Origin of the sequence: Streptomyces sp. NPDC018019, from assembly GCF_044327805.1 — a bacterium.
In the GTDB taxonomy this organism is placed as follows: Bacteria; Actinomycetota; Actinomycetes; order Streptomycetales; family Streptomycetaceae; genus Streptomyces.
This window is the reverse complement of sequence record NZ_JBIRGD010000059.1, coordinates 1-12,174: the sequence shown is the minus strand read 5'-3', so window position 1 is coordinate 12,174 and position 12,174 is coordinate 1. Positions and strand designations below refer to the sequence as shown.

The 12,174-nt window shown below is 69.1% G+C and carries 14 protein-coding genes and 1 pseudogene; 9 read left to right on the top strand and 6 right to left on the bottom strand.

What is annotated here, in order from left to right; genetic code table 11:
* The 6 genes and pseudogenes from ACH4FX_RS42725 to ACH4FX_RS42700 form a co-directional block, all read left to right on the top strand.
* Window positions 1-263, top strand: a pseudogene (locus tag ACH4FX_RS42725) (cation transporter); the annotation flags it as partial.
* A gap of 59 nt (window positions 264-322) precedes the next feature.
* Window positions 323-646, top strand: coding sequence for a hypothetical protein (locus ACH4FX_RS42720; RefSeq protein WP_398487281.1), 324 nt, complete (start codon window positions 323-325; stop codon window positions 644-646).
* A 60-nt stretch (window positions 647-706) separates the two neighbouring features.
* The gene (locus tag ACH4FX_RS42715) at window positions 707-1,393 is read left to right on the top strand and encodes a class I SAM-dependent methyltransferase (protein WP_398487280.1); all 687 of its coding nucleotides are present in this window, start codon (window positions 707-709) and stop codon (window positions 1,391-1,393) included.
* Window positions 1,394-1,486: 93 nt separating this feature from the next.
* Window positions 1,487-2,254, top strand: a complete 768-nt coding sequence (locus ACH4FX_RS42710; protein ID WP_398487285.1) for a MerR family transcriptional regulator — start codon at window positions 1,487-1,489, stop codon at window positions 2,252-2,254.
* A gap of 74 nt (window positions 2,255-2,328) precedes the next feature.
* Window positions 2,329-2,973 (top strand): DinB family protein, encoded by a 645-nt coding sequence (locus tag ACH4FX_RS42705; protein WP_398487278.1) that lies wholly within the window; start codon window positions 2,329-2,331, stop codon window positions 2,971-2,973.
* Window positions 2,974-3,182: 209 nt separating this feature from the next.
* Window positions 3,183-4,754, top strand: coding sequence for a carboxylesterase/lipase family protein (locus ACH4FX_RS42700; protein WP_398487276.1), 1,572 nt, complete (start codon window positions 3,183-3,185; stop codon window positions 4,752-4,754).
* Window positions 4,755-4,925: 171 nt separating this feature from the next.
* Here the strand turns inward: ACH4FX_RS42700 and ACH4FX_RS42695 are convergent, their stop codons facing one another.
* The 4 genes from ACH4FX_RS42695 to ACH4FX_RS42680 form a co-directional block, all read right to left on the bottom strand.
* Window positions 4,926-5,462: a hypothetical protein gene (locus ACH4FX_RS42695; RefSeq protein ID WP_398487275.1), complete on the bottom strand. Its 537-nt coding sequence runs from the start codon at window positions 5,460-5,462 to the stop codon at window positions 4,926-4,928.
* A gap of 159 nt (window positions 5,463-5,621) precedes the next feature.
* Complete coding sequence (locus ACH4FX_RS42690; RefSeq protein ID WP_398487273.1) at window positions 5,622-5,819, bottom strand: hypothetical protein; 198 nt, start codon at window positions 5,817-5,819, stop codon at window positions 5,622-5,624.
* Between the two features lie 15 nt (window positions 5,820-5,834).
* On the bottom strand, window positions 5,835-6,068 hold the full coding sequence (locus tag ACH4FX_RS42685) for a hypothetical protein (protein WP_398487272.1): 234 nt from the start codon (window positions 6,066-6,068) through the stop codon (window positions 5,835-5,837).
* Window positions 6,069-6,443: 375 nt separating this feature from the next.
* The gene (locus ACH4FX_RS42680) at window positions 6,444-7,415 is read right to left on the bottom strand and encodes a LuxR C-terminal-related transcriptional regulator (RefSeq protein WP_398487270.1); all 972 of its coding nucleotides are present in this window, start codon (window positions 7,413-7,415) and stop codon (window positions 6,444-6,446) included.
* A gap of 263 nt (window positions 7,416-7,678) precedes the next feature.
* On the opposite strand from ACH4FX_RS42680, the gene ACH4FX_RS42675 reads away from it, so the two are divergent.
* Genes ACH4FX_RS42675 through ACH4FX_RS42665 form a run of 3 tightly spaced genes read left to right on the top strand, consistent with a single transcriptional unit; the run spans window position 7,679 to window position 10,828 of the window.
* Window positions 7,679-8,719, top strand: coding sequence for an alpha/beta hydrolase (locus ACH4FX_RS42675; RefSeq protein ID WP_398487284.1), 1,041 nt, complete (start codon window positions 7,679-7,681; stop codon window positions 8,717-8,719).
* A gap of 31 nt (window positions 8,720-8,750) precedes the next feature.
* Window positions 8,751-9,593 (top strand): hypothetical protein, encoded by an 843-nt coding sequence (locus ACH4FX_RS42670; protein WP_398487269.1) that lies wholly within the window; start codon window positions 8,751-8,753, stop codon window positions 9,591-9,593.
* 53 nt (window positions 9,594-9,646) lie between these two features.
* Window positions 9,647-10,828, top strand: coding sequence for a trypsin-like serine peptidase (locus ACH4FX_RS42665; RefSeq protein WP_398487267.1), 1,182 nt, complete (start codon window positions 9,647-9,649; stop codon window positions 10,826-10,828).
* A gap of 549 nt (window positions 10,829-11,377) precedes the next feature.
* Here the strand turns inward: ACH4FX_RS42665 and ACH4FX_RS42660 are convergent.
* Window positions 11,378-11,893, bottom strand: coding sequence for a 2,4'-dihydroxyacetophenone dioxygenase family protein (locus tag ACH4FX_RS42660; RefSeq protein WP_398487265.1), 516 nt, complete (start codon window positions 11,891-11,893; stop codon window positions 11,378-11,380).
* Window positions 11,894-12,026: 133 nt separating this feature from the next.
* A partial coding sequence (locus tag ACH4FX_RS42655) for a transposase (protein ID WP_398487283.1) occupies window positions 12,027-12,174 on the bottom strand: 148 nt, incomplete at its 5' end.

Sequence of the window (12,174 nt, the reverse complement as noted above, 5' to 3'; positions counted from 1 at the left end):
CCTCCGCGGTCGCCGACTCCAAGCAGACCCTGCTGTGCACGTATCTCTCCGCCGTGCTCCTGGCCGGTCTGCTGGCCAACTGGCTGCTCGGCTGGACCTGGGCCGATCCGGTCGCCGCCCTCGTCATCGCCGCGATCGCCGTCAAGGAAGGCCGCGACGCCTGGCAGGGCAAGGGCTGCTGCGCGCCGGCCAAGGGCCACGCGGCGCCGACTGCCGTCACGGTTGCTGCCCCCTGCGGCTGCCGACCGGGCTGCGACTGCTGAACCACCCCCGGAGGGGATACCACATGCCCCAGGATGCAACGCCCCCAAGGACGCGACATGTGCCCAAGGACGGCATGAAGCTCGACCTGCTGATCGTTCCCGGCTGTCCGAACGCCGGGATCGCAGCCGACCGACTCCGCCATGCGCTCGACCAGCTCGGTCTGCACGACGTGGCGTTTCAGACGCACCCCATTACCGATAACGCCGGCGCCGAGGGCGCGCGCTTCACCGGGTCGCCGACCATCCTGATCAACGGCCGGGACCCCTTCGAGGAGCCGGGCCGGGCACCCGGCCTGTCCTGCCGCCTCTACCGGACCCCCGACGGCCTGGCGGGCGCCCCCACAGCCGACCAGCTCCGCCAGGCCCTGACCAGTGCCCTCTAGGCTGACCGCCAGATCCGCCAGATCCGCCAGATCCGCCAGATCCGGGGGGAGCGAACAGGCATGACCGACGACGCCAGGGAACTGGCCGACGACGTCCAGGAACTGGCCGAGGCCCAGCGACAGCACTGGCAGAACACCTACACCACCCACCCCGGCATGTACGGCGAAAAGCCCTCCTCGCCCGCGGTTCACGCCGCGCTCGTCTTCCGCGCGGCCGGAGCGAAGGACGTGCTGGAGCTGGGTGCCGGGCACGGCCGGGACTCCCTGTACTTCGCCCGCGAGGGCTTCACCGCCCAGGCCACCGATTTCAGGCCCGTCGGCCTGAAGCAGCTCCGGCGAGCCGCCCAGGAGCAGGGTGTCGCCGCGCGGCTGAGTACCGTCGTCCACGATGTGCGCGACCCGCTTTCCCTGCCGGACGCCTCCGTCGACGCGGCCTTCGCGCACATGCTGCTCTGCATGGCCCTGTCGACCAAGGACGTCCAAGCGCTGGCCGCCGAGGTCCGCCGCGTACTGCGGCCCGGCGGGACCCTCGTCTACACCGTCCGGCACACCGGCGACGCCCACTACGGCGCCGGAACCGCCCACGGCGACGACATCTACGAACACGGTGGCTTCGCCGTGCACTTCTTCCCCCGTCACCTCGTCGACTCCCTCGCCGACGGCTGGACCCTCAACCAGGTCCACGCCTTCGAGGAAGGCGACCTGCCCCGCCGCTTGTGGGGCGTCACCCAGTCCCTGCCTCAGTGAGCGCGGGCCTGACATCCGCCGTCGGCCGTCGACCGCCCCATGCCCTTGACCTTCGAGTCAGGTAGAAGGATTACCGTCGAAGGCGTGAGCATCATGAAGATCTCCGAACTCGCCGAACGCTGCGGCGTCCCGGCCACGACCCTGCGCTTCTACGAGAGCGCAGGATTGCTGCCTGCCGACCGCACTGCGGCCGGGTACCGGGCCTACGGCGAGGACGCCGTGGACCGCCTGGCGTTCATCGGCGCCGCCAAGCACCTCGGCCTGCCTCTGGCGGAGATCGGCGAACTCCTCGCCGTATGGGAAGGCGGTGCCTGCCACGAGGTGAAAGCCGACCTGCGGCCCCGGATCGCCGCCCGGCTGGACGAGTCCGAACACCGCGTCGCGGAGCTGACCGCGTTCACCGCCTCGCTGCACGCCGCGCTGGAACACCTGGACGCCCTGCCCGACCGAGCCGGACCCTGTGACTCCGGGTGCGCTTTCGGCGGTCCGCTGGTCCGGCCCGCAGCCGACCCGGTCGACGAAACTCCCGCCCCCCACAGTCAGGCCGCAGAGCAGCAACCGGAACGCTGGCGGAGCGCCCCCGTGGCATGCTCGCTGGCTGGCGACAGCATCACCGAGCGCGTCCGGCAATGGCATCAGGTCCTCGACGGAGCCGACCGCAGCGCCATCACCGACGGGACGCGACTGACCCTGCCCGCCGACCGGGCCGGAGCGGTTGCCGAACTCGCCGCCGCCGAGCAGCAGTGCTGCCCGTTCTTCGACTTCCTCCTCCACTTCGACGACCACTGCCTCCACTTCGAGGTGCGCGCACCCGCCGATGGCGCGGGTCTGCTCGCCGACCTGTTCGGCGCAGCCGCCTGACCCGGGCCAGCCCCTCCTGCAACGTAGCCCCGCTGGAAAGAGCATTGACGCGCCCACCCAAGTAACCTGCCCGAATGACAGAATCAAATACCCTCGTGAGCGGGCGGCATGTGCGTGAAGCTGTCGCCCACTGCGTCGAGTCCCTCTCGGGTATTCCCTCTGACCAGTGGCGTGCTCGGTCCGGCGACCTGGAGTGGACATGCTGGGAAACGCTGGAACACCTCGCGGACGACCTGCTCACCTACGCGCTGCGCTTTGGTCTCGCGCGACCGATGGACGTTCCGCACATACCTCTGCGCATTTCCCAAGACCGCCCCGAGGGGCCGGGCAACGTCATCTTCGGTGACCTGTCAGCGGGGCCTGAAGGGCTGTTGACCGTTGTCGAGGCATGCGGCGGACTGCTCGCGACCGTCGTGGACAGTACCGCTGCCACGGTGTTGGCCCCGCATGTTTTCGGCGCCTCCGACCCGGAGGGATTCGCGGCCATGGGCGTCGTCGAAACCCTCGTTCACACCTACGACATCGCTCAGGGCGTCGGGCGCGACGGGGAACCACCGGAGGACCTGAGCCAACGGGTCCTCGACCGGCTGTTCCCCGACGTATACGTCATCGACAGCGCCTCGTCCACCTTGCTGTGGGCCACCGGACGCATCGGGACACCCGAGCGGCCCCGCCGTACGACCTGGCGCTGGTACGGGGCACCACGCAGCTCCGGGTGACCGAGCACCCCTGCCGGGAGCCTTGCGAGAGGCCGTGTCACGGGGCTTGGAGCGCGACTCGCGGCTGGCGGCTCGCTCCAAGCCCCGTAGCAGGCTTCGCACCCCCACTGCCGGCGGGGAAACCACCGATGGAGCGGCGCGCTGGCGCAGCGCCTGCGGAAGAGTGCCGCTCGAAATTGAGTTGCCCGCCCGCCGGGAACGCGGTGACGATGCACAGGAAAGAACCACCGCATAGTGAGGCCCCCTTGCACGTCACCATTCCCACCACGGCAGGCCGGATTCGCGGGCGGACCACAGGTGACGTCACGGCGTTCACCGGCATTCCCTATGCGGCACCGCCGTTCGGCCCGCGGCGCCTGCGGCCTCCCGAGCCACCGCAGCCATGGACAGGAATACGCGATACGTTCGCCCCAGGCCCCTGCGCCCCTCAACCCGGTTATCTCCCCGCGATGGCCGGCCTGCTGGAAGAAGCAGCGGACCAGGGCGAGGACTGCCTGAATCTCAACGTGTGGACACCGGCCCCGGGCCGCACCGCGGGAGGGCTTCCGGTGATGGTCTGGATCCATGGCGGCGCATTTCGCAACGGAACCGGTTCCCTGCCCTCCTACGACGGCGCGCGGCTCGCCGCCGAGGGCGTCGTATGCGTCACCCTCAATTACCGGCTCGGCGCGGAAGGATTCCTGCTGCTGCCCGACGGTACGTCCAACCTCGGCCTCCTCGACCAGATCGCCGCGCTGGATTGGGTCCGCGACAACGTCGCCGGATTCGGGGGCGACCCGGACAACGTCACCGTCTTCGGCCAGTCCGCCGGTGCCATCAGCATCACCGCGCTCATGACCATGCCGCGAGCCCAGGGCCTGTTCCGCCGCGCGATCACTCAGAGCGGCGCCGGCCACCACAGCCACCCCGAACACCTCGCCCGGCGCATCACCGAGCGGCTGGCCGCCCTCGCCGGTGCCGAGCCGACGTACGAGGCCCTGGCCGCCCTGCCGCCCGAGCGGCTCATGGCGGCCAACGATGCCCTGAGCCGGGAGATCGCGCGGGCCGACGACTCCGGGCAGTGGGGCGAATCGGCAGGCGGCGGCACCACCGTGCTGCCCGTCGTGGACGGCACCACACTGCCCCGGCGCCCGATCGACGCCCTCGCCGACGGAGCCGGCCAGGACATCGACCTGCTCACCGGAACGACCAGCGACGAGTTCCGTCTCTTCCTCGTCCCGCTGGAAATCGGCCCGCGCATCACCGACGAGGTCCTCCACGGCTTCCTCGCAGGCCTCGGCCTCGACCCCGCCGAGGCCCGCCGCGTGTACGCAGCGGCACATCCCGGCGCCACCCCCGGCGACCTGCTGTCCGCCGCCATGACCGACCACGCCTACCGCATTCCGGCCCTACGTGTGGCCGAGGCCCGCGCCACTCACGGAGCCGACACCTTCGTATACGAGTTCGCGCAGCCCTTGCCCGCTCTCGACGGTGCCCTGGGCGCCTGCCACATGGCGGAGATCGGCTTCGTCTTCGGCAACCTCTGCGCCCCTCTCACCGGCCCCGGTGCCCCGCAGGAACTCTCCGACCGCATGCGCACGGCATGGGTCTCCTTCGCCCGTACCGGCCGCCCCACCGGTACCGGCACCTCCGACGGCACGCTGCCGCACTGGCCCGCCTACGCCGAACGGCGATCCGTCATGCTCCTGAACGACACCACACCCGCCGTGCTCGACAACCCCGCAGCGGACGTTCGAAGGCTCTGGGAGGGCCTGCGCAAGAGCGCACCGGGTGGCGCCTGACGCGCAAAAATCACGGCAGTCCCGCCGGGGTCGTGATCGACATCGAGGGCCTTGCCGGGAACCGGCAGGCACCGGACATGGCAAAGCCTCCGCCCGCGAGGGCCGCGGACGGGGGCTGCGAGGGAGGCGCCCCGGAGCGGAGGTCACCGTGAGTCACCGGGACGCGGCGCGTCAGTCTTCTTCCGCGTGGGACAGGGCTTCGCTGATCAAGCGGGTGGCGAAGTCGGGGTCGTCGGTGAGGCGGTTGATGTGTTCCGCGAGCAGGAAGGTGGTGACCTCGAGGGAGGGCATCTCGTCCTTGGTCCAGCTTCCGTACTGGTTGCGCCACAGGTTGGGGCTCAGGCCGGTCCCCGCCGCGACGAGCAGGCCGGCCATGGTGGGGATGACCTCGGGGCGAACGCTCCTGGGCATCATGCGCATCGTGGCGACGAGGTTGGGCACCACGTACTCGATGACGTCCTTGTCGTGGTCCTCGTAGGCCATCCGCAGCCAGTTCATGTACATGTAAATGAGCGTGCAGGCGCCGTCCAGCAAGTCCCTGGCTCCCTTGGGCCCCAGGGACGCGGTGAACTGGTCGATCAGCGCCTGTTCTTCGGGGTCGGTCTCGGTCTTGCCGCCGTGGATGCTTCTGAGCCGAGAGTCGATCATCATGAGGGCTGCGCCCACATCGCCGGCGGGAGCATGCTGGGGGTCGCAGGACGATGACACAGGGTTCCTCCTTACAGGACCGCGAAGGCAGCCGCGGCGTGTCCGTACCGTAGACCGCCGAGGAGGCGTGGCCTGCCGAATTTGCAGAACCTTCCGGTAGTTCCTCGCCGATAACCACCGGAAGGGTTCATGCGACGAACTACTAGGGCACGCCAACCGTTACGGTGAGCGGTCGGGCCAGCCGCGCCTGCCGCGCGCGGGTGCGCCGTGTACCGGTGGGTCGGAGGGCGGGGCAACCGCGCCGAGAGGGAGGCCGCTGAGCGCGGTGGCGACCAGCGGTTCGCGACGAACCAGCACGCCCCGCTCACCCAGCGCGGCGAACTCGGCCATCTCGGTCAGCTCGGCCGACTGAGCCACGACTGACACAGGCGATCACGCGCTCGCGACCGCCGCCTCACGAGCTCCGGCGCCGGCCGTCTCCACCTCGGCGATCAGGCTCGCCATGCCCTTGTCGAAGCGGTCCTGGTACTTGCGGACCTGCTCCTCGCCCATCCTCTCCGGCCCGAAGGTGTGCGCGAAGTCGATGAGGTTGAGTTTTGCCGAAGCCGCCGGAGTTCCCTCTGCCTGCTCCTCGTCCACCGCGTCGCATCCCTCTTTTCTGGGCACGGACGGCAACAGTCTCGTACGGGCGTTGCGCGAACGCCTGTGCCCCGGGATGGTAGGGCACGGGGCGGTGGCGGAGCACGCCTTGCAGCCGCGCCGGCGTGAAGGAGCGGCGCGGTGTCGTCCGCATGCCGCCCGCCAGCCGTCTGGACACGTATAAGGCCCTGTCATTCGCGCGACAGGCCCCCGCGGAACGACGGCTGGAACAGCGCTGCGGATGCCCAGCTTCCGTCCGGCGGAGCCCGTACGCGTCGGCGCTCAGGTTCTGGCCGAGGTGCTGATGGTCGTGCTGTAGGCGACGGCGGACGGGACTGCGGGATCTGTTCACCGGGTGTCTCACCGGGGGAGGGGCCCGGCGAAGGACGGGCGCCGACGTCCTCAGAGCCAGCCGCGCCGCGCCGCCTGAACCCCCGCCTGGAAACGGGTGGTGGCGCCCAGCCTGTCCAGGAGTGCCGAGACGCGGCGTACGACGGTGCGGCGGCCCACGCCCAGGTGCCGGGCGATCGCGTCGTCGGTGGCGCCGCTGGCCATGAGGGTGAGGATCTGGCGGTCCCGGGCGTCGATCTGCGTGCCGATGCCCGCCGTCGATACCGGAACGGCGAGTCTCCACAGAGACTCGAAGACGTTGGACAGTGCCTGGAACAGGCTGGATGGACGTATCAGGAGGGAGACCACCCCGGGGTGGTCGTCGGCGGCGAGGGTGACCACCGCCAGGGTGTTGTCGCTGATGGCCAGTTTCATGGGCGGGTCGTCCAGGGTCCGTGCTTGTTCCCCGGCCTCGATCATGCGGGCCATGTTGGGCCATGCGACAGGGTCGTCGAACGCGGAGCCGTGGTAGATGGCGCGGTAGACGACTCCGGCGGCCATGCGTTCGCGCTGCAGAGTTTCCTGGGCGATGTAGTGGTCGGACGTTCCGGAGTACGGTGGCACGTCGATGACCCGGATCTGCCGGCGCGCCGACTGTTGGAGCTGCCGGCTGATCGCCAGGACGCGTGCTGCGTCCTCCACTACTTCCAGCGCGCCGTAGTGACCGACATCCCTCCTGGCGAAGCGGTAGAGACGTTCCAGCTCCGTACCGGTCTGGCGCAGGACCGCCCGTACGGCGTCATCGCGCCGCAGCAGTGCCTCGACGACCTGTGACGGCGGCGCCGCTTCCCACCGGGCCCCCGCGGAACCGGGGTTCGTCGTCGCGACGAGGTCCTCGGCGGCGAGTTCCTTGAGCACCGCCCGAACGGCGGTCTCGCTCAATCCGGCCCGGGCCGCCAACTGCCCGGCGGACTCGTGCGGGTGACCGACCAGGGCCCGATACACCCGTCCGCGGTCGGAGTCCGGATCCAACACGTCGTGCACGACTTCCCCCTCGCCGTACCGGAGCCGGTCCGTCCGGCCACCGGAGCCTACTGCGCGGATAGCGCACTCGCGCCAGTGGCCCAACTGCGCCACCCGTACCGTATGGCGTCACGCGGAGTGATGCGGTGAGATTCTCCGTGACCGGTCGGCCCACCCGTCCCATGGCACCCCTGATACCCAGCCCACCCCGAGGACCACTGATGAGATCAGTTCTGCCTGTCCGGCTCCTGCGTGCGAAGGCGGCAAAGGCAGCAGCCGTCACCATGGCGGCGGCTCTGCTTCTCCTGGGCCTGCCGTCCGCGCACGCCAGTGCCTCGGGCCCACGCCCGCCGGAGATGACCGACGGCTTCGGCCTGACGCAGGTCGGCAGCGCCACCGGCTCCGCCACCAACTTCGTGGTCACGGTGACCACACCCGAGGTCGCCGGCGAGCACCGTATCCGGATCCTGCTGCCCGCCGACTACGCCGACCATCCCGGCAAGCGCTACCCGGTGCTGTACTTCCTGCACGGCGCGTCCGACGATCCGGGCAACCCGAACGTGGCCTATCCGGCCCTCACCGCGGCACAGTCGATGATCACGGTGATTCCGGACGGGGGCCGACGGGGCTGGTACACCAACTGGCTCGACCAGAAGACCGTCGCCGGTGCGCAGAACTGGGAGAACTTCCACATCAGCCAGGTGATCCCGTTCATCGACGCCAACCTCCGCACCAACCCCACCAAGAAGGCGCGGGCCGTCGCCGGCCTCTCGATGGGCGGTTTCGGCTCCCTGCACTACGCCCAGCGGCATCCCGACCTGTTCAGCCAGGTCGCCACACTCTCCGGCGCCAACGAACTCTCGATGAACCACGCTGTCATGCGCGCGGCCGTCGTCGCGACGCTCACCAATATCGGCGCCCCGCTGTGCGGCAATTCCAACCCCACGTGCAGCCTCGATTTCGGGCCCCCCGTGTCCAGCGACGCGGTCTTCGGTACGCCGTACCCGATCCTGGGCGCCGACTGGCGCTGGAACGAGGCGGACCCGGTCTCGCACATGGACGTCCTGGCCCGGGCCGGGATGGGCGTGTCGATCTATACCGGCAACGGCAAGGGCAGCGCCACCGAGCCCGAGTTCTGGGTGCAGTCGGCGTCCCAGCACGCCAAGGAACACCTGGACCAACTCGGTTACCCCTCGCACTACGTGGACTACGGCGACGGATCCGGCTGGGGCGACACGTGCGACGGCGGCCACACCAGCGGCTGCTGGGCACAGGACCTCGTGGACTTCGTCCCGCGGCTCGAAGCGGCCTTCGCCACCGCCTGAGCTTCCGCTCCCGACAGACAGGATTCCGTACATGCTCAGACGACTGTGTCTTCTGCTGCTGAGCCTCACGGTCATCTGGACCGTGGGAGTCGGCGCCGCCCGGGCCGAGGCGGGCAAGCGCGTCCACAACGGGATGCAGATCCTCTTCAGCCCGTCATTGCCGTTTGCCTTTTGCACGGTCGGCGCGGTGGGCACGGACAAGTACGGCCACCACATCGCCATTTCGGCGGGCCACTGCCTCAAGGATCCCGAAGGCACGTACGCGGACCGCGAGATCCACGACAACGTCGCGCCCGTGTACGACCGGGCGGACACCGAATTCGGCCCGATCGGGTACGTGCGCTACTTCAAGGACCCCGAGGGCTCGGACACCGGCCACATGACCAAGGACTACATGGTCATCGAGCTGGTCCCGCAGGTGACGCTCTCCTCGCAGGGCCCCTACCTGAAGCAGACCAGCGAGGTGAAGGTCCCCGGCGGGGCCGTCAGCCCGAACGCCCCGCACCCCGCACTCGACACCGAGCGGCTGCTCGCCACCGGCGACAACGAACTGATCGTGTCGGGTCAGACGGGTGTGTGGTTCGGAACCATCATGGACAACACCGGCGGCATCTACCGATCGGCGGCCGCGAACCTGACGGGTGACTCGGGCGGACCGGCCATCTGGCACGTACCGGGAACCGAACTCCCCTCTCAGGACAACAACTTCCAGGCCGCCGGGCCCTGGGCCGGCATCACCAAGGCGATCACCTTGTCCTTGCCGCCGTTCGAGTACACCAGCTCGGCCAACATCCTCGCCGACCTGCGCGCCCGGGACACCGCCGTACCCGCCGGCGTCTACGGAGCAGGCTTCGAGGTCACCACCAACCCGTGAGGCCGGTCGTCCGGCGCGGGTCCCGCACCGGAAGGCAGAAGCCGGCGTCGTCCGTGTCCCACCGATCCGTCTGCACGGACCACCCCAAGGAACGGACCACCCCCAAGGAGGGGAAAGCCTTGCTCATCGGAATGCCGTCAAGACGTGCGATCACCGCCGTACTCGGCCTGCTCGCGCTGGTGGCCGCGCTGCTCACCGCGGCGCCACCGGCACGGGCCGATGTCCCCGCGTTCGAGCTGCGCCCGCTGGTCCCGGCCGGTCCCGACTACGAGCAGCGGCTCAGGAGCGAAGTGGAGTACTGGACCCTCGGGAAGATGGCCGACGCCGGCCTCAACAACGAGGACCGGGACGCGACCCCGCCCCCGGGCGGCTGGGACGACCTCAGCAAGCCGTGGCCGCGGAAGCACGGTCTGGTCTCGCGCACCGCCGGCAAGGTCTTCATGGAGTACACGGACGTGGAGACCGGCGCCGTCTCGACGTCCTCGTGCTCCGGCAACGTGGTCAACAGCGCCAACCGCAGCGTCGTGCTGACCGCCGCCCACTGCCTGCGCATCCACACCCCGCTCAACGTGGGCTTCGGGAACGTCGTCGCCACCAACATGGTCTTCGTCCCGGGCTTCAACGGAGCGAACCTGCCCCGCAACCCTTCCAGCACGGAACTTCCCGGCAAGGACATCGCCCCGTACGGCGTCTGGGGAGTAACCCGCCAGTGGATCACCAACACCTGGAGCCAGAGCGCCGACTGGCTGCTGGGGCGTGACATGGCCGCGGTCCTGGTCGCCAACCCCGACGACCCGCGCCCGATCGGCGAGGTCACCGGAGGCCAGGACGTCGGCTTCAACCAGCCGCAGAACCAGACCAACCACATCTTCGGCTACCCGACGATCAACGAACGCAACTACTACCGCCCCGGCAACGTGCCCGCCAAACTCCAGCGGACCTTCGACGGCCGCAGCCTCATGGTCACCCAAGGCACCACCCGGAACGACCCCGTCTACTACAACGACGTGATGGCCGGCGCGCAGTCGCCAGGCTGCAGCGGCGGCGCCCTGCTCCAGAACTTCGACCCCACCACGGGGGCGGGCCTCCAGGTCGGAGTCTTCTCCCGCTACGACGATCCCGCCCAGATCATCGGCATCCTCGGCTGGGTGCAGGGCCCCAACATGAGCTCCACCCACTTCGGCGCCGAGGAACAGGCCGTCTACAACGCCGCCCAGACGGCAAGCCTGGCGTAGGCCGAAGCCTCCCGCGCAGAACTCCGGGCGGGTCTCGGCCGAAGGCCACGAGGCGAGCCCTATAGAGCGGAGAGACGGAGAGACGGAGAGGCGGAGGGACGGGGAGCGGGAAGACGGGGAGCGAGGTGCGACGGCCGTCTGCCATCGGCAGTATCCCCGCCCGCTCCCGCCTCCCGCACTCATCGCGTGAATGTCTTTGCACTCCTTGACGGGGGTCGTCGTGCGTGAGGGTGCACAGGATCCGTGCGCCGCGGCAATTGCTGTTCTTGTACGCCTCGAAGATGTCCCTTCGGAAGGGCTCCCATTCATCGCGGATGTTCCGGCGCGCTGCTTCCTTGGCGTTGTGATAGTTCTTGCCGGGATCTTGCAGAGGCCGTTGGGGTTGCTCTGGCCGGCACCGGTGCCGGTGCACAGGCGGAGCCGGATGGATACGATGATGCGGCCGGTGAGCCGTTCGGGCGTTGGGACGGGCCGGTCGCGCCCCACCGGTCGAAAACCGAAACCGCGGTCGACACATCCTCGTGTCCCCGAGGCCGGGAACACGAGGTATCACAGATACAGCGCGCGGTTAATGGGAATGCCCTGTTCCTGGCAGCCGCGCTCGTAGTGGTCGATGAACCAGAAGACATCGATCACCTCGCTCACCTGGCCCTGCTCGTCAAGGAACTCCACCGGCCCATTCAGCCAGAAGACGGTCTTCATGCCCTCGTCGGAGACCAAGGTGTGGGTACGGCCCGGGCTTTCCCGGATGAAGTCGCCCGGCCGGCCGACCCAGTCGTACTCCAGGTAGCGCCAACTCCCGTCGAGTACGTAGCCGGAGACGGGGCCACGGTGGCGGTGGCGGCCCAGTGTTCCGCCGGCCTGCACCCACAGGACGTTCGCGGCCGAGTTACTGCGGATGTCGAACGTCAAATGCCTGATCATCACCTGTGGGGCGAAGGGGAGCCACGGTGAGGCCGCCTCTGCGATATGCCCTTCGGGCAGCGCGTACTGGTCGCGGCGCCGGTCGAGCCTCGCTTCGATTGCGGCCAGGCTGTCCGCGCCCGAATCCGAACTGATCGTCATGGCTGAGGTCCTTCCTGCTGGTGCTGGGGCGGACTCACACGCTTCCCATGCTCGACTCCTCGGATCCATTACAACAGTGACTTCCCGGACGGTTGGGAACAGCAGGTAGCTGCTCTTCCAATAAGACGTTGTTTCAGTTGGTGAGTTTGCGATAGCTGATGAGTGCCGCAGCGATGCCGACGAAGGCAAGGAAGTGCTCGGGCTTGCGCTCGTAACGGCGGTGCAGGCGGCGGCAGCCGGTCAGCCAGGACACGGTTCTCTCGACCACCCAGCGGTGACGG